This is a genomic window from Pseudomonas sp. FP1742, assembly GCF_030687145.1.
GTDB classification, from domain to species: Bacteria; Pseudomonadota; Gammaproteobacteria; order Pseudomonadales; family Pseudomonadaceae; genus Aquipseudomonas; species Aquipseudomonas frederiksbergensis_D.
Genome location: NZ_CP117460.1, coordinates 4,297,499 through 4,312,926, shown reverse-complemented (window position 1 = coordinate 4,312,926; position 15,428 = coordinate 4,297,499). Strand labels below are relative to the sequence as shown.

The 15,428-nt window shown below is 57.7% G+C and carries 13 protein-coding genes and 5 tRNA genes; 12 read left to right on the top strand and 6 right to left on the bottom strand.

What is annotated here, in order from left to right; genetic code table 11:
• Positions 1 to 934: 934 nt before the first annotated feature.
• The 4 genes from PSH64_RS19260 to PSH64_RS19245 all read right to left on the bottom strand — a co-directional run bounded on the left by PSH64_RS19260 (position 935) and on the right by PSH64_RS19245 (position 4,724).
• A complete protein-coding gene (locus tag PSH64_RS19260) occupies positions 935 to 1,276 on the bottom strand; it encodes a hypothetical protein (RefSeq protein WP_305478225.1) in 342 nt (113 codons plus the stop codon).
• A complete protein-coding gene (locus PSH64_RS19255; RefSeq protein WP_305478224.1) occupies positions 1,273 to 2,253 on the bottom strand; it encodes an integrase domain-containing protein in 981 nt (326 codons plus the stop codon). The genes PSH64_RS19260 and PSH64_RS19255 overlap by 4 nt, the downstream gene beginning before the upstream one ends.
• Positions 2,254 to 3,163: 910 nt before the next feature.
• Positions 3,164 to 4,486, bottom strand: coding sequence for an integrase arm-type DNA-binding domain-containing protein (locus tag PSH64_RS19250; RefSeq protein ID WP_305478223.1), 1,323 nt, complete (start codon positions 4,484 to 4,486; stop codon positions 3,164 to 3,166).
• Positions 4,487 to 4,648: 162 nt separating this feature from the next.
• Positions 4,649 to 4,724, bottom strand: a tRNA-Asn gene (locus tag PSH64_RS19245).
• A 227-nt stretch (positions 4,725 to 4,951) separates the two neighbouring features.
• Between PSH64_RS19245 and PSH64_RS19240 the strand changes: the two genes are divergently transcribed.
• Positions 4,952 to 5,182 (top strand): hypothetical protein, encoded by a 231-nt coding sequence (locus PSH64_RS19240; RefSeq protein ID WP_305478222.1) that lies wholly within the window; start codon positions 4,952 to 4,954, stop codon positions 5,180 to 5,182.
• Here the strand turns inward: PSH64_RS19240 and PSH64_RS19235 are convergent.
• Together PSH64_RS19235 and PSH64_RS19230 are read right to left on the bottom strand one after the other, a co-directional pair.
• Positions 5,179 to 5,379, bottom strand: coding sequence for a hypothetical protein (locus PSH64_RS19235; protein WP_007935214.1), 201 nt, complete (start codon positions 5,377 to 5,379; stop codon positions 5,179 to 5,181). The two genes, PSH64_RS19240 and PSH64_RS19235, sit on opposite strands and share 4 nt — an antisense overlap.
• Before the next feature lie 235 nt (positions 5,380 to 5,614).
• Positions 5,615 to 6,811 (bottom strand): amino acid aminotransferase, encoded by a 1,197-nt coding sequence (locus PSH64_RS19230; RefSeq protein ID WP_105346686.1) that lies wholly within the window; start codon positions 6,809 to 6,811, stop codon positions 5,615 to 5,617.
• 336 nt (positions 6,812 to 7,147) lie between these two features.
• Here PSH64_RS19230 and uvrB point away from each other — a divergent pair, with 336 nt between their 5' ends.
• The 11 genes from uvrB (at position 7,148) to PSH64_RS19175 (ending at position 15,334) form a co-directional block, all read left to right on the top strand.
• Positions 7,148 to 9,163, top strand: a complete 2,016-nt coding sequence (uvrB, locus tag PSH64_RS19225; RefSeq protein ID WP_305478221.1) for an excinuclease ABC subunit UvrB — start codon at positions 7,148 to 7,150, stop codon at positions 9,161 to 9,163.
• A 278-nt stretch (positions 9,164 to 9,441) separates the two neighbouring features.
• Positions 9,442 to 10,923 (top strand): glutamate--tRNA ligase, encoded by a 1,482-nt coding sequence (gene gltX, locus PSH64_RS19220; RefSeq protein ID WP_018928106.1) that lies wholly within the window; start codon positions 9,442 to 9,444, stop codon positions 10,921 to 10,923.
• A 189-nt stretch (positions 10,924 to 11,112) separates the two neighbouring features.
• A tRNA-Ala gene (locus tag PSH64_RS19215) sits at positions 11,113 to 11,188 on the top strand.
• Positions 11,189 to 11,267: 79 nt separating this feature from the next.
• Positions 11,268 to 11,343, top strand: a tRNA-Glu gene (locus PSH64_RS19210).
• Between the two features lie 53 nt (positions 11,344 to 11,396).
• Positions 11,397 to 11,472 (top strand) — tRNA-Ala (locus PSH64_RS19205).
• Positions 11,473 to 11,552: 80 nt separating this feature from the next.
• A tRNA-Glu gene (locus PSH64_RS19200) sits at positions 11,553 to 11,628 on the top strand.
• A gap of 182 nt (positions 11,629 to 11,810) precedes the next feature.
• Entirely contained in the window at positions 11,811 to 12,350 is a 540-nt protein-coding gene (locus PSH64_RS19195) for a TetR/AcrR family transcriptional regulator (protein ID WP_019582113.1), read from the top strand.
• A gap of 28 nt (positions 12,351 to 12,378) precedes the next feature.
• A complete protein-coding gene (locus PSH64_RS19190; protein ID WP_018928104.1) occupies positions 12,379 to 13,212 on the top strand; it encodes an alpha/beta fold hydrolase in 834 nt (277 codons plus the stop codon).
• A 48-nt stretch (positions 13,213 to 13,260) separates the two neighbouring features.
• Complete coding sequence (locus tag PSH64_RS19185; RefSeq protein ID WP_305411993.1) at positions 13,261 to 13,698, top strand: thioesterase family protein; 438 nt, start codon at positions 13,261 to 13,263, stop codon at positions 13,696 to 13,698.
• Positions 13,699 to 13,795: 97 nt separating this feature from the next.
• The gene (locus PSH64_RS19180; protein ID WP_007935194.1) at positions 13,796 to 14,755 is read left to right on the top strand and encodes a tRNA-dihydrouridine synthase; all 960 of its coding nucleotides are present in this window, start codon (positions 13,796 to 13,798) and stop codon (positions 14,753 to 14,755) included.
• A gap of 132 nt (positions 14,756 to 14,887) precedes the next feature.
• Positions 14,888 to 15,334, top strand: coding sequence for an Hsp20 family protein (locus PSH64_RS19175; protein ID WP_305478220.1), 447 nt, complete (start codon positions 14,888 to 14,890; stop codon positions 15,332 to 15,334).
• The last annotated feature ends 94 nt before the right edge of the window (positions 15,335 to 15,428 follow it).

Sequence of the window (15,428 nt, the reverse complement as noted above, 5' to 3'; positions counted from 1 at the left end):
AGTCTGATATCTCAACTCTGCACATGTCGCGAAGGGGCAGGGGTTACTTGTGGGCCAATCGTAATTGACCGCATTCATTCGGTCAAATCCAAATTCACTTTTTTAAGTGCTTATCACTTAAAACATATATAAAACAGTGAGTTACAGGTCATTTTTGTGTCGGTAATTGGACGTTTCTCATTTTCGTTAACGATACTTTCCAAGCTAGGTCTATAGAGTTATGTACTGAGCAATACCTGTCTATACAAGACGTTCGAGTCTCTTTGATCTGGATTTGTCTTGCACCAATGCGGTGCGCCACAGATTCAGTCATCTGTCGGTAGTGCGTTTTTTTGCAGCGTTTTGCTTTTTTTTCAACTCGGGATGGTATTGGATTACCATTTTTCCTGCTGTTAACGATCGATGCTAATGCCCGCTAAAGTCTCTTTGCTCCCAATTTCCTTGCCTGACGAGATGTTCCATTCGAGAATTTCGCGCTACCACTTCCTATCAGGCAACAGGACCGCGAGCGAAATCTTCACTGAGTTTTTCTACTCAAGTGACATTTAAGAAAATAGATACTCTGGCAAAGCGCTTGCAATGCTGCCAGAAAAAAAACGATGATCGCGAACAAGCTGTTGACTCTCTTTGTTGCTGAACAAGATGCAACAAATGAGGCGAAAAAGAAGAGATTTAGGTATTTCGACGTAGTGTCCGTCAAACCAATCCAGTAGTTGTACCGATAAGTCTACCCCCTGACTGATGGATTCTTAGTCAAATTCCAATCGTCCCTGAGCGGCTGCAATTGACCCAATATAGATGGTGAGAGACTGCTATTGGCCGATTCTGTTGAAAAAGTCGCCTCCGGTAGTTTCGAGGCATTTCTAGGGGGGACTTGACCCCTTACCCAAAGAGAGATCGTTGCGTATACGCGATTTTAGAAGGTCGTTTTTCACTACATCGGTAACGCAACGTTGAAAACCGACTTCTTCAACAGAATCGGCCGGTTGTTGACCTTCGCCTGGCGGTTGAACTTCCAGGACTTTCCTAGGCGATGAGCAAGCGTGTGCACGGTCAGCAGATAGTAATAGCGCGTCGATTCAGCGTGCTGGTTCACATGGTGATTTAGGAACCATGCGAGATGCTTTTGCTGCCAAGTCCATGGATTGTCGCGTTGCCAGCGATAATATATCGCCGCTTGAATGGCCTTCGCCTGACGCAGGTGGCGTTGGCGTGTGGTATGAGATCCAGTCAGGACGCCCGCCAGAAACAGCTCCATATCGAATGCGTTACTCATGCTCGGCCCCCGATGTAAGCCGACACCACATCAATACGACCGTGCCCCAACTCAAAGCTGATTTGTGCTCGAGCCTGCTGATCGAGATGTCGGTCGAGTTGATAGCAACGACCACCGTTGATGGGTGCCGGATGATGGGTGATTTGCTCATAGCGTTCGCATGCATAGGCCGCCCGCAATTCGTGAAAGCCTTTGAGCCCGTGCTTATGAAGAATGTCCCGGGCAGGGCGGACGGTTCTCCGTTGCAAATCGAGGTAGCTTTCGTGCGGTGCCAACAGGTTGCGGCTACCGTCAGGCGATACTTGAAGGGCGAATGCCAGTGCGTCGCGGATGTGCTCATCCATCGTTATCCACCGAGGAGCCGAAGCTCCCGAGCGGCCACCTTTGGTGCCGTCCTGGATGTTGATCCTCTCGAGTTGCCTAGCCTCACCTTGCAGTCGGGGTAGGTTGGCCAAAATGGCCTCACGCATGCGCATTCCGGTTGCTCGCGCCAACTGCGCGATGGCGGCGGCACGCGGCTGCTGGTGTGCGCAAAGCACCTCTACGATCTTCTTAACGTATTCGCGGTCTTGGCCTTGCGGAACCGAGCAACGAACACTGGTGCGCCGCATTCCCAGCGCCGTACTCGGACTCGGCACTTTCACATACAGATCACCGCGAAGCGCGGCCATGGTCCGATTCACACTGGATAACCGGTTTTGCGCAGTGGCGATGCCGATAGCACCTTGTTCAACTTGCTGGCGCAGATGCTCGGAGTAGTCCAACAAGGTCTGCCGATCAATCTGTCGCGCATCGTTGACGCCAGGCCCATCCTCAGACCGACACCAGCGTACAAATGCCTGCCAGCGATCACTGTGCGCCTTGACCGTGCCGTAGTGCCCGTCGCCAAACAGATCTTTCAGCGCCTGCGGCCCGGCATAACTCAGTTGCCGGCCATAGCCAAAATTGCGTCCATCTCGCCTGTCCACCAGTGCCATGATCGAACTCCTCTTGAAGCCAAAGCTTTAAAACATTCCCCACGTCATCCCGCCAAGAATGTTGAGTGTTATCAGGGATCAAGGCCCCCGCGACCTGTGAGGGTTGTCCCCTAACGCGGGACTGACGGCTCTTTACGACCGGGAGCTTGGGCATCTCATGATCTAGCCTCCTGAGCACCTCCGAAGAGGTGGGCGGGTGGAGGCTGCACTGGCTGACGAAACCGGTGCCGCGAGATCTTGAGTCAGGTGAAGGCAGGGATGCGATGACCGGGGCATGCCTGACTGTCAGTCAGGTGCAGTCCATTCCTTGGGCTGCGGCACCATCATCTGCATCGCTGTTGCCGGTGACTTCGGTGTTTGTCACGCCGATTGTCACGAGGGGGAATGCCGCAAAGCCTTGTACGAGTTGGGCTGCAGCAGCGGTAGGAGCGCCCGTCTCTTTCCAGAAGAAAGAGACGGGCGCAGGTTGGCGCAAGGAAATGGCCAAGCGGATAGGTTGCTGCAGGGCGGCTATGAAACGGGATGAGTTGCCGCAGTGGGCACACTGGTAAAAGTAGGCATCCATCACATTGCAGTGACCGTGCGAGCCGCCGGACGCTAATCGCACTTTGGGAGAACCACCACGGTATGGCGTAGCCTCAAAGGTTCTGGCTACCTGGGTTGCTGTCAACGACAGCGCTTTGCCCGATCTTTTCTACGCTTGTGGAGAATTCGGGTCAAGGCTCGAATTTTCGGGAGTTCTGCGGCTGTGGATGAAATTATCCACCGGTGGAAATCATTGGTTTTCCACAGACAGTTGCGTGGGCTTTAGATTTTTTAAGTGAGGTCCATCCAAGCAGGGCGGCTTTGCAGCCCTGTTTGGATGGACCCGCGTGGACAAGCGGATCACTGAGATATGAAGACCGAGCGCTTACTCGGTTGCGCCACGTTTTGCTTTTAGGCGAGTGACATTCGCCCCCGTCTGATTGGCGAATTCGCGTGGGCTGACATGCTTCTGCTGATTAGCCTCAAGGTAGCGACTCCACCAGTTCATGATCAGCCTGCGCTCCTCGATGAACTCGGCCTTGTGGATGTAAGCGGCGCGGACGTTGTTGCGTTCCTTGTGGCTCATCTGCCGCTCGATGGCTGTATCCGTCCACAAACCCGACTCGATCAGTGCGCTGCAGGCCATCGAACGAAACCCATGCCCGCAGATCTCGGTTTTGGTGTCGTACCCCATCTTCCGAAGTGCGCTGTTCACCGTGTTTTCGGACATTGGTTTCCAAGACTTGGTATCGCCTGCGAACACCAAGTTAAATTTGCCAGTGATTACGTGGATCTGCTCGAGCAGGGCGACCGCTTGCGGCGATAAGGGTACAAGATGGATATCGCCTGCCATCTTCGTGCCCCTTGTGGAAAAGGGTACGCCTTCCAACGCTGGTCGCGTGTCGGGTATTTCCCAGATGCCACGCTTGAGGTCGAACTCGCTCCAGCGGGCGAAGCGCAGCTCGCTGGAGCGTACAAACACGTGCAGCGAGAGTAAGACTGTCAGCCGGGTAAGTGCGCGGCCTTTATAAGTGTCGATCCGTTCCTGCAATTCAGGTAAGCGCGATAAGGATAAAGCGGGACGATGGACGACTCGTGAGGCTTTGATCGAGCCTACGAGGTCGTACGCAGGGTTCACGGTGATAAGCCGGAGGCGCTTTGCCTCGCGCATGATGCTCTGCAAGTAGTTTTGTACCCTTAAAGCAATGTCTATCGTTCCACGCTTCTTGATCGCTTCCAGGGGCCGCATGAGGTCGTGGGTATCTAGGTCGACAATAGATCGGGCGCCGATCAGCGGGAAGAGGTGGGTTTTGAGGCGACTCATCACTGTCTTGGCATAGTCCGGTGCCCACTTGGCTGACATTTCCGTGTGCCAGCCGAGAGCAACACTTTCAAAGGTGCGGCCTTTGATCAGGGCTTGCGTCTTGGCTTGGTTCTTGGCTCCTATGGGATCAATGCTATCCGCCAGCATTCGCTTGATCTCCAAGCGCTTGCGGCGCGCATCGGCGAGGCCAATGATGGGGTAGTTGCCGAAAGAGGTCAGTCCTTCCCGGCCATCAGGTTTGACGTATCTAAGGCGCCAGCCTTTGCGGCCATTGGGTTGGACTAGAAGGTAAAGGCCGTCGCCGTCGAAAAGCTTGTAGGCGCGGTCTGTGGGCTTGGCCGAACGGCAAGCGGCGTCGGAGAGTGGAGCAGTAGTGCGCGACATAAGGGTACTCCCTTTTATCGAACTGACCTTTATCCCAAAATCTACCCTTAAAATGGCTGGTATCCACCGGAATCCGACAGAACGCAAAAACGAAAAAACCCGCCAGAAGGCGGGTTTTTCGGGGGTTTCAGAGATTTTGAAAGCCTTCTCTGGAACCTTGTCTGGCTCCACGACCTGGACTCGAACCAGGGACCCAGTGATTAACAGTCACTTGCTCTACCAACTGAGCTATCGCGGAATGGCGTGTATGTTACTGATTCAAAAAGAGAAGTCAAGCCTCTGTTGGCAATTTGATGTTTTCATCGGATCAGAGGGAGGTTTATCGGCCATCGGCGGTTACCAGAAGCGCGGGAGAGGTCTACCATGGCTGCCCGGAAGTGGTGACACGCGCTGCCGGCCCTCAGCCGAAAAGGTACGCGCCATGAATCACCCAGCCTTCACACCCCGAAACAGTGGGGTGTTTGCATGAGCATCGCTCAGATCAGCCTGCCCAAAGGTGTCGGCCCGCACGCCGAGAAACTGCTCGACGCTATTACTCAGGCCAGTACCGCTGACGATCTGAACCGCGCAGGCGGTAAAGCCGAAGGTTTTGTCCTGGGTCTGGAAAGCACCAAGGCGATCAAGAGCCAGGTGGCCGAGTCGCTTTATGTAGCCTATGACGATGCGGCCAGCCAGCGTGCGAGCGAACTGGCCTAACCGCCAAAAGTAATGGTGCCGAGCATCAGCTTGGCATACAGCATCGTGGCGGCCAGTTGCACCAGCCACAAGGCCAGGCCGCCAAGGAACACGCCCGCGGCCACTTGCAGCACCAGGTTATTACCGCGTTTGGCCGAGGAGCGGGGCACGAAGTGGTCCAGCTCATCGCGGTCGGCGCGTAGGTCGTCGTTTTTCATGTGGGTTCTCAAGAATTCTCGGGTGTGTTCATAATCTGTGGGAGCGGGCTTGTTCGCGAAAGCGGTCCAACCGTCACATTTATGCTGGATGTGCCGCCGCTTTCGCGAGCAAGTCCGCTCCCACATTTTTGATCTGCGTGCAGTCTAGAGCGACCGGTCGCCGAACTGGGAATTATCAAAGACAAATAAAAAACGGGAAGCCCTATGGCTTCCCGTTTTCATATCACGCAATGACTCAGATCACCTGAACGATGGCCTTGGTCACAACGTCGATGTTGCTCTGGTTCAGCGCGGCAACGCAGATGCGGCCGGTGTCCAGGGCGTAGATGCCGAACTCGTTGCGCAGGCGGGTTACCTGCTCAACCGTCAGGCCAGAGTAGGAGAACATGCCGCGCTGGCGACCGACGAAGCTGAAGTCGCGCTGTGGAGCGTTTTTCGCCAGCAGGTCGACCATCTGGGTGCGCATGCCGCGAATCCGCAGACGCATTTCTGCCAGTTCTTCTTCCCACTGGGCGCGCAGTACCGGGCTATTCAACACCGCGGCGACAATGCTTGCGCCGTGGGTCGGCGGGTTGGAGTAGTTGGTGCGGATCACGCGTTTGACTTGCGACAGTACGCGTGCGCCTTCTTCTTTCGATTCGCTGACGATCGACAGGGCGCCAACGCGCTCGCCGTACAGCGAGAAAGATTTGGAGAACGAGCTGGACACGAAGAAGGTCAGGTCCGATTCGGCGAACAGACGCACAGCGGCAGCGTCCTCATCGATACCGTCGCCAAAGCCCTGGTAGGCCATGTCGAGGAACGGCACGTGACCTTTGGCTTTCACCACTTCCAGTACGTTTTTCCAGTCTGCCGGGCTCAGGTCGACGCCGGTCGGGTTATGGCAGCAAGCGTGCAGCACCACGATGGAGCCGGACGGCAGGGCGTTCAGGTCTTCCAGCAGGCCGGCGCGGTTAACGTCGTGGGTGGCGGCGTCGTAGTAGCGATAGTTCTGCACCGGGAAACCGGCGGTTTCGAACAGTGCGCGGTGGTTTTCCCAGCTCGGATCGCTGATCGCCACGACAGCGTTCGGCAGCAGTTGCTTGAGGAAGTCGGCACCGATTTTCAGTGCGCCAGTGCCACCGACGGCCTGGGTGGTGATGACCCGGCCAGCAGCAATCAGCGGTGAGTCATTGCCGAACAGCAGTTTCTGCACGGCCTGGTCGTAGGCAGCGATGCCGTCGATCGGCAAGTAACCACGGGAAACGTGTTGAGCGGCGCGAATCGTCTCGGCTTCGACAACGGCGCGCAGGAGTGGAATTCGCCCCTGCTCGTCGCAGTAAACACCGACCCCCAGGTTAACCTTGTTGGTACGGGTATCGGCATTGAATGCTTCGTTGAGGCCCAGGATTGGATCGCGTGGTGCCATTTCGACAGCGGAGAACAGGCTCATTATTGCGGCGGCTCTGAATGGAGTGTGGAGGGACGTGTCGCGCTCCAGCCGAATGCACTAGAGCGGTGCACAAACGGGGAGCTAGTATAGAGGCCATCAGTGATTGATGGCGACAGGCGATTCGGCTTTTACGGTAAGTTTTTCCAATTATTTTTCGATCGTTGGTCGAGTGGCGTCGTCAAAGGTTTTACCCGATGTAGGACGTTTGCCTTGAAAGCAGTGGCAAACGGCTCCACATTGAGCACAATCCAGTTTTTTCCTCGGGCGACGTCGGTCGTTTGCGGTCTTTCTCGTTCCTGTCCGGTGTCACCGGGCAAGAGTGAACCAGAGGTATGTATGTCTGAATTCCAGCTAGTCACCCGCTTCGAGCCCGCCGGCGATCAGCCGGAAGCCATCCGCCTGATGGTCGAGGGCATCGAAGCCGGGCTGGCGCACCAGACGTTGCTCGGTGTGACCGGCTCGGGCAAGACCTTCAGCATCGCCAACGTAATTTCCCAGATACAGCGCCCGACTTTGGTGCTGGCGCCGAACAAAACCCTGGCTGCTCAGTTATACGGCGAGTTCAAGGCGTTCTTCCCGAACAATGCCGTTGAATACTTCGTGTCCTATTACGACTACTACCAGCCCGAAGCGTATGTGCCGTCGTCCGACACCTTCATCGAGAAGGACGCCTCGATCAACGACCACATCGAGCAGATGCGCTTGTCCGCGACTAAAGCGCTGTTGGAGCGCAAGGACACGATCATCGTCACCACGGTGTCGTGCATCTACGGCCTGGGCAGTCCGGAAACCTATCTGAAGATGGTGTTGCACGTGGATCGCGGCGACAAGCTTGATCAGCGTGCACTGCTGCGTCGCCTGGCAGACCTGCAATACACCCGCAACGACGTGGACTTCGCCCGGGCGACTTTCCGGGTGCGCGGCGATGTGATTGATATCCATCCAGCGGAATCCGATTTTGAAGCGATCCGCATCGAACTGTTCGATGACGAGGTGGAGAGCCTGTCCGCCTTCGATCCGCTGACTGGCGAAGTCATCCGCAAGTTGCCGCGCTTCACCTTCTACCCGAAGAGCCACTATGTGACGCCACGGGAAACCCTGCTCGACGCCGTCGAGGGGATCAAGGTCGAGTTGCAGGAGCGTCTGGAATACCTGCGCTCCAACAACAAGCTGGTGGAAGCCCAGCGGCTGGAGCAACGCACCCGTTTCGACCTGGAGATGATTATCGAGCTGGGTTACTGCAACGGTATCGAAAACTACTCGCGCTACCTGTCGGGCCGTGCATCCGGCGAGGCGCCGCCGACCTTGTTCGACTACCTGCCGGCCGACGCCTTGCTGGTGATCGACGAATCCCACGTCAGCGTGCCGCAGGTTGGTGCCATGTATAAGGGCGACCGGTCCCGTAAGGAAACGCTGGTGGAATACGGCTTCCGCCTGCCATCAGCGCTGGATAACCGGCCGATGCGTTTCGACGAGTTTGAAAGCATCAGCCCGCAGACGATCTTTGTTTCGGCCACGCCGGGCAATTACGAGGCCGAACACGCGGGGCGGGTGGTCGAACAACTGGTGCGTCCGACCGGTCTGGTGGACCCGCAAATCGAAATCCGTCCGGCGCTGACTCAGGTCGACGACTTGCTCTCGGAAATCACCAAGCGCGTGGCCCTGGAAGAGCGGGTGCTGGTGACCACGCTGACCAAGCGCATGTCCGAGGATTTGACCGATTACCTGGCTGACCATGGCGTTCGCGTGCGTTACCTGCACTCGGACATCGATACCGTAGAGCGGGTCGAGATCATCCGTGACTTGCGTCTCGGCACCTTCGATGTGCTGGTGGGGATCAACCTGCTGCGTGAAGGCCTGGACATGCCGGAAGTCTCGCTGGTGGCGATTCTCGATGCCGACAAGGAGGGCTTCCTGCGTTCCGAGCGTTCGCTGATCCAGACCATCGGCCGGGCGGCACGCAACCTCAACGGTCGGGCGATTCTGTATGCGGATCGCATTACCGGCTCCATGGAGCGGGCGATCGGCGAAACCGAGCGCCGTCGCGACAAGCAGATCGCCTTCAACCTGGCCAACGGTATTACGCCGAAGGGGGTGTTCAAGGACGTTGCCGACATCATGGAAGGTGCCACCGTGCCTGGCTCGCGTAGCAAAAAGCGCAAAGGCATGGCCAAGGCTGCCGAGGAAAGTGCCAAATACGAGGCCGAACTGCGCTCGCCGAGCGAGATCAGCAAACGCATTCGTCAGCTGGAAGAGAAGATGTACCAGCTCGCGCGCGACCTGGAATTCGAAGCCGCGGCGCAGTTGCGCGACGAAATCGGCAAATTGCGGGAGCGGTTGATCGCGGTTTGATTTGTGGTGTCTGACAGGGCCTCTTCGCGAGCAAGCCCGCTCCCACAGTTGGCCGGGTTGTCCAGGCGGACGCGGTCTAATGTGGGAGCAGGCTTGCTCGCGAAGGCGCCCGACTGAACGCCATATGCATCTGCTAATGCGCTTCCCCAGCCTTCAACCCACCTCGGCTTACGAGTGTTATAGAGGTAAATACCCCACTCACTGGAGCCGGGCCGCCATCGCCTGTTACCATTCGCCTCTTGTTTGATCTTCGCTTTTTATTCATTTCGAGACATGCCATGACCACCGTCCGCACTCGCATCGCGCCATCGCCTACCGGGGATCCCCACGTAGGTACCGCTTACATCGCTTTGTTCAACTACTGCTTTGCCAAGCAGCATGGCGGTGAGTTCATCCTGCGGATCGAAGACACCGACCAACTGCGTTCGACCCGCGAGTCCGAACAGCAGATTTTCGACGCCCTGCGCTGGTTGGGTATCGACTGGAGCGAAGGCCCGGATGTCGGCGGCCCGCACGGTCCTTACCGGCAGAGTGAGCGCGGCGATATCTACCAGAAGTACTGCCAGCAACTGGTCGACATGGGCCATGCCTTCCCGTGCTTCTGCACCGCCGAAGAACTGGACCAGATGCGCGCCGAGCAAATGGCCCGCGGTGAGACCCCGCGTTACGATGGCCGTGCGCTGTTGCTGTCCAAGGAAGAAGTCGCGCGCCGCCTGGCTGCCGGCGAACCCCACGTGATCCGCATGAAAGTGCCGACCGAAGGCGTGTGCGTGGTGCCGGACATGCTGCGTGGCGATGTCGAGATCCCGTGGGATCGCATGGACATGCAAGTGCTGATGAAGACCGACGGCCTGCCGACGTACTTCCTGGCCAACGTGGTCGACGACCACCTGATGGGCATCACCCACGTGCTGCGCGGTGAAGAATGGCTGCCTTCGGCACCGAAACTGATCCTGCTGTACGAGTACTTCGGCTGGGAACAGCCGCAGCTGTGCTACATGCCGCTGTTGCGTAACCCGGACAAGAGCAAACTGTCCAAGCGCAAGAACCCGACCTCGGTGACGTTCTACGAGCGCATGGGCTTCATGCCGGAAGCGATGCTCAACTACCTGGGCCGCATGGGCTGGTCGATGCCGGACGAGCGCGAGAAGTTCTCCCTGCAGGAAATGGTCGACAACTTCGACCTGAGCCGCGTCTCGCTTGGCGGGCCGATTTTCGACATCGAGAAACTGTCGTGGCTCAACGGCCAGTGGCTGCGTGACCTGCCGGTGGAAGAGTTCGCCGCTCGCGTGCAGAAGTGGGCGCTGAACCCTGAATACATGATGAAAATCGCACCACACGTGCAGGGCCGGGTTGAAACCTTCAGTCAGGTCGCACCGCTGGCCGGCTTCTTCTTCGCGGGTGGGGTGAATCCGGACGCTAAACTGTTCGAATCCAAGAAGCTCTCGGGCGATCAGGTTCGTCAGTTGATGCAATTGATCCTGTGGAAGCTGGAAAGCCTGCGTCAGTGGGAGAAGGACAGCATCACCGCAACGATTCAGGCGGTGGTCGAATCCCTGGAGCTGAAGCTGCGTGACGCCATGCCGCTGATGTTTGCCGCGATCACCGGGCAGGCCAGTTCGGTATCGGTACTCGATGCGATGGAAATCCTCGGTCCGGACCTGACCCGTTTCCGTCTGCGCCAGGCGATTGACCTGCTGGGCGGCGTGTCGAAGAAAGAAAACAAAGAGTGGGAAAAGCTTCTGGGCGCGATTGCCTGACGGCGTTTGACTCTGTAGGAACTGCCGGAGGCCGCGATCTTTTGATCCTGATCTTCGGCGCTTCCCCCGAATTTACGGGGGGAGGGCGGTAAGTGATTGTTATGTCGGCAAAAAATTTTAAATTTTTTGAAAAATAAGTTTGACAGCTTTCCGATGCGCCATTAAGATTCGCCCCGTCCTCAGCGATGAGGGGCTATAGCTCAGCTGGGAGAGCGCTTGCATGGCATGCAAGAGGTCGACGGTTCGATCCCGTCTAGCTCCACCAATTTACACTTCAAGGTCTGGCCACACCGGCCTTGAAGCGATCAACACTCAGCGTTGATCAGTTGTATAGAAGGGTTTGCGTCCCCTTCGTCTAGTGGCCTAGGACACCGCCCTTTCACGGCGGTAACAGGGGTTCGAGTCCCCTAGGGGACGCCAGTTTTACAGAAGCGATGTTGCAAGATGTCGCTCCGCCGCGAGGCGAAAAATCCGGGGCTATAGCTCAGCTGGGAGAGCGCTTGCATGGCATGCAAGAGGTCGACGGTTCGATCCCGTCTAGCTCCACCAATTTTACAGTTCAAGGTCTGGCCACACCGGCCTTGAATCGATCAGCTCTCAGCACTGATCAGTTGTATAGAAGGGTTTGTGTCCCCTTCGTCTAGTGGCCTAGGACACCGCCCTTTCACGGCGGTAACAGGGGTTCGAGTCCCCTAGGGGACGCCACGATTACCCGCTTTGCGGGATTTTTAAGGGTCATTCAATTATTGAATGGCCCTTTTGTTTGTCTGGCGTTTGGCCAAATCTCCTTTTTCCTCAAAACTGTTCTTCAGACCAGCGGTCACATCTACGACTTGCGAAAAATTATTATGAGAATAATATTCTAGTCGTAATATTCGGAGGCAACGATGAACGATAAAAAAGCTCAAACCCGCGAACGCATCCTCAAGGCTGCCAGTGCAGCGCTGATCCAGCGCGGTCCGGCCGAGCCGAGCGTGGGTGAAGTGATGGGCGCGGCCGGGCTGACGGTCGGCGGTTTCTACGCGCACTTCGAGAGCAAGGACGCGTTGATGCTGGAAGCGTTCAAGCAGCTGCTCAGCCATCGTCGTGACTTGATCGCCGACATGGATGCCGAGTTGACCGGCGAAGAGCGTCGCGCGTTGGTCGCAGCGTTCTACCTGTCGCGCAAACACCGTGATTCCACCGAGCAGGCATGCCCGGTTCCAGCGTCGATCAGTGAACTGGGCCGTCTGCCGGACGAATTTCGTGTGGCGTTGAATGAACATATTGAATTGATGGTCGCGCAGTTGGCAGCCAGCCCGGAAGACATCGACAAGGTCTTGGCCGACATCGCCTTGATGGTGGGTGGTTTGGCGCTGGCGCGGGCGCTGGGGCCGGGAGAGTTGTCCGATCGATTGCTGCGCGCCGCCAAATCGGCGGTGCTGTGACCTAAAGTCCAGCCTGAGGAGATGGGCGATGAACACGTTGAGCTGGGTTCGTGGCGTTAATGGCACCTTGGGCTGGTTCGCACCGAAGCTGGTGGCGAGCAAGATGCGTCTGGCATTCATGACCCCGCGGGAGTTGCCGCCGCGTGATTGGGAATTGCCGCTGCTGGCGAAATCCGAGCGGATCACCTTGCGCTTCGGCCTCTCGGCGCTGCGTTGGGGACAGGGCCCGGCAGTGTTGTTGATGCACGGCTGGGAAGGCCGGCCAACGCAGTTTGCCGCGCTGATCACGGCGCTGGTCGATGCCGGTTACACCGTGGTCGCCTTGGACGGCCCGGCTCACGGTCGCTCGCCTGGACGCGAAGCCAATGTGGTGCTGTTCGCCCGGGCGATGCTTGAAGCGGCCGCTGAACTACCGCCGCTGCAAGCGGTAATCGGTCACTCGATGGGGGGCGCCAGCGCCATGCTCGCGGTGCAGTTGGGCTTGCGCACCGAAACCCTGGTCTCGATCGCCGCCCCGGCGCGAATCCTTGGGGTGCTGCGCGGTTTTGCGCGTTATGTGCGCCTGCCGCCCAAAGCCCGTTCGGCGTTCATTCGTCAGGTCGAAAAAGACGTCGGCATGCGCGCCGCTGCGCTGGATGTCGCGCACTACCAGCTCGACATGCCAGGCCTGATTGTCCATGCCGAGGACGACAGCTTTGTCTCGGTCAAGGAATCCCAACTGATTCACGAAGCCTGGTTCGACAGTCGCTTGTTGCGCCTGGAAGAGGGCGGTCATCAGCGGGTCCTGGCCGATCCGCGGGTGATCGATGGCGTGCTCTCGCTGCTGGCCGGTCGCAGCCTGCAATCGCGCCAATCGGCCTGAGCTTCCGTTACACTGCCCCGGTCGAAATAATCTGACCGGGAGTGGGGCATGGGCTGGGATCGGGCAACGCCGTTTATCATTGATCTGGAAGTGGGCGCCGAAGACATCGACGGGCTGGGCCACGCGAACAACGCGGTGTACGTGACCTGGCTCGAGCGCTGTGCCTGGCGTCACTCGCAGCGGCTGGGCCTGGACCTGGTCGAGTATCGGCGGCTGGACCGGGCGATGGCGGTGGTGCGGCACGAGATCGATTACCTGGCGGCGGCGTACGAGGGCGATGAGCTGCAGCTGGCGACCTGGATCGTCGATTGGGATCAGCGCCTGAGAATGACCCGACACTTCCAGCTGATCCGCCCCAGTGACAACTCAACGTTGCTGCGGGCGCAGACCACGTTCGTGTGCATCGAACTGTCGACCGGCAAGCCCAAGCGCATGCCGGCGGAATTCATCGAGGGCTACGGCCCGGCGTTGCAAGTTCCAAGCTGACACAGTCCGCACATTTGCCAGCGCCCGGTCTGACGAAATACCTTCTGCACGCCGAAACCAGTAAACTGCCCCACGTTTTTCGTCGAGTGTGTTTTTCATGCAAATTGCTTTGGCGCCCATGGAGGGGTTGGTCGACAACATCCTGCGGGACGTGCTGACCCGTGTGGGCGGTATCGATTGGTGTGTAACCGAGTTCATTCGGATCAACGATCAGCTGCTCACGCCTGCCTATTACCACAAGTTCGGTCCGGAACTGCTGACCGGCGCCCGTACCGCTTCCGGCGTGCCGCTGCGGGTGCAGTTGCTCGGTTCCGACCCGGTGTGCCTGGCGGAAAACGCTGCACTGGCCTGCGAATTGGGTTCCGAAGTCATCGACCTGAACTTTGGCTGCCCGGCCAAGACCGTCAACAAGTCACGCGGCGGCGCTGTCCTGCTCAAAGAACCTGAGCTGCTCAACGAAATCGTCGAACATGTCCGTCGCGCGGTGCCAGCGCACATTCCAGTAACCGCCAAAATGCGCCTGGGCTTCGACAGCCCCGATGGCTCGCTGGTTTGCGCCACGGCCCTGGCCGAAGGCGGTGCGGCACACATTGTGGTTCACGCGCGGACCAAAACTGATGGTTATAAGCCTCCAGCCCACTGGGAATGGATTCCGCGGGTACAGGACGTGGTCAAGGTGCCGGTGTTCGCCAATGGCGACATCTGGAGCGTCGAGGACTGGCGCCGTTGCCGCGAGATCAGCGGTGTCGAAGACATCATGCTCGGTCGCGGCCTGGTGTCGCGTCCGGACCTGGCCCGGCAGATCGCCGCGGCGCGGGCCGGCGAGGAGGTCGTCGAGATGACCTGGGCCGAGCTGCTGCCGCTGATTCAGGATTTCTGGCTGCAAGCCAAGGCCCAGATGACACCACGCCAATCGCCGGGTCGCCTGAAGCAGTGGCTGGCAATGCTGACCCGTAATTATCCCGAAGCGGTAGAGTTGTTCAGCGTCTTGCGCCGTGAAACCGAACTGGATCAGGTCTCGCGTTTACTGGGGTTGCAGGTGTCTGAAGCCGCCTGAATCTGCTTGAAAAAAAATCTGAAAATAATCTCTTGAAAAGTAATCAGCGGTCCTTATCTAAGGATTACGCGATGCCGAATTCGGGTCGCGGAGACAAAAAAACTTGCTGATTATGTTCAGGAGATTTGAATCATGAGTACTGCATTTTCCTTGGCCCCACTGTTCCGTTCCTCGGTAGGTTTCGACCGTTTCAACGACCTGTTCGAAACCGCCCTGCGCAATGAGCCAGGCAGCACCTATCCACCCTACAACGTTGAAAAATACGGTGATGATCAATACCGCATTGTTGTAGCGGCCGCCGGTTTCCAGGAAGACGACCTGGACCTGCAAGTAGAAAAAGGTGTACTGACCATCAGTGGCGGCAAACGTGACGCGGACGAAAACGTCACTTACCTGTACCAGGGCATCGCACAGCGCGCCTTCAAGCTGTCGTTCCGTCTGGCGGACCACATCGAAATCAGGGCCGCCGAACTGCGCAACGGTTTGTTGAGTATCGACCTGCTGCGTGTGATCCCGGAAGAAGCGAAAGCCAAACGCATCCCGATCAACGGGGCGGAAAAACCGGCTCTGCAACACTAATCGGTCAGAGCAAATGAGAAGGGCGCCATCCACTGGCGCCCTTTTTTGTCCGTTATCCCGTCCTGAATAAGATTTACACCTATTTGTAGCAGCT

Coding starts and splice junctions, on each gene's coding strand:
- PSH64_RS19260 (WP_305478225.1), bottom strand. CDS start 1,276: ATGAGTAACGCATTCGATATGGAGCTGTTTCTGGCGGGCGTCCTGACT.
- PSH64_RS19255 (WP_305478224.1), bottom strand. CDS start 2,253: ATGGCACTGGTGGACAGGCGAGATGGACGCAATTTTGGCTATGGCCGG.
- PSH64_RS19250 (WP_305478223.1), bottom strand. CDS start 4,486: ATGTCGCGCACTACTGCTCCACTCTCCGACGCCGCTTGCCGTTCGGCC.
- PSH64_RS19240 (WP_305478222.1), top strand. CDS start 4,952: ATGAGCATCGCTCAGATCAGCCTGCCCAAAGGTGTCGGCCCGCACGCC.
- PSH64_RS19235 (WP_007935214.1), bottom strand. CDS start 5,379: ATGAAAAACGACGACCTACGCGCCGACCGCGATGAGCTGGACCACTTC.
- PSH64_RS19230 (WP_105346686.1), bottom strand. CDS start 6,811: ATGAGCCTGTTCTCCGCTGTCGAAATGGCACCACGCGATCCAATCCTG.
- uvrB (WP_305478221.1), top strand. CDS start 7,148: ATGTCTGAATTCCAGCTAGTCACCCGCTTCGAGCCCGCCGGCGATCAG.
- gltX (WP_018928106.1), top strand. CDS start 9,442: ATGACCACCGTCCGCACTCGCATCGCGCCATCGCCTACCGGGGATCCC.
- PSH64_RS19195 (WP_019582113.1), top strand. CDS start 11,811: ATGAACGATAAAAAAGCTCAAACCCGCGAACGCATCCTCAAGGCTGCC.
- PSH64_RS19190 (WP_018928104.1), top strand. CDS start 12,379: ATGAACACGTTGAGCTGGGTTCGTGGCGTTAATGGCACCTTGGGCTGG.
- PSH64_RS19185 (WP_305411993.1), top strand. CDS start 13,261: ATGGGCTGGGATCGGGCAACGCCGTTTATCATTGATCTGGAAGTGGGC.
- PSH64_RS19180 (WP_007935194.1), top strand. CDS start 13,796: ATGCAAATTGCTTTGGCGCCCATGGAGGGGTTGGTCGACAACATCCTG.
- PSH64_RS19175 (WP_305478220.1), top strand. CDS start 14,888: ATGAGTACTGCATTTTCCTTGGCCCCACTGTTCCGTTCCTCGGTAGGT.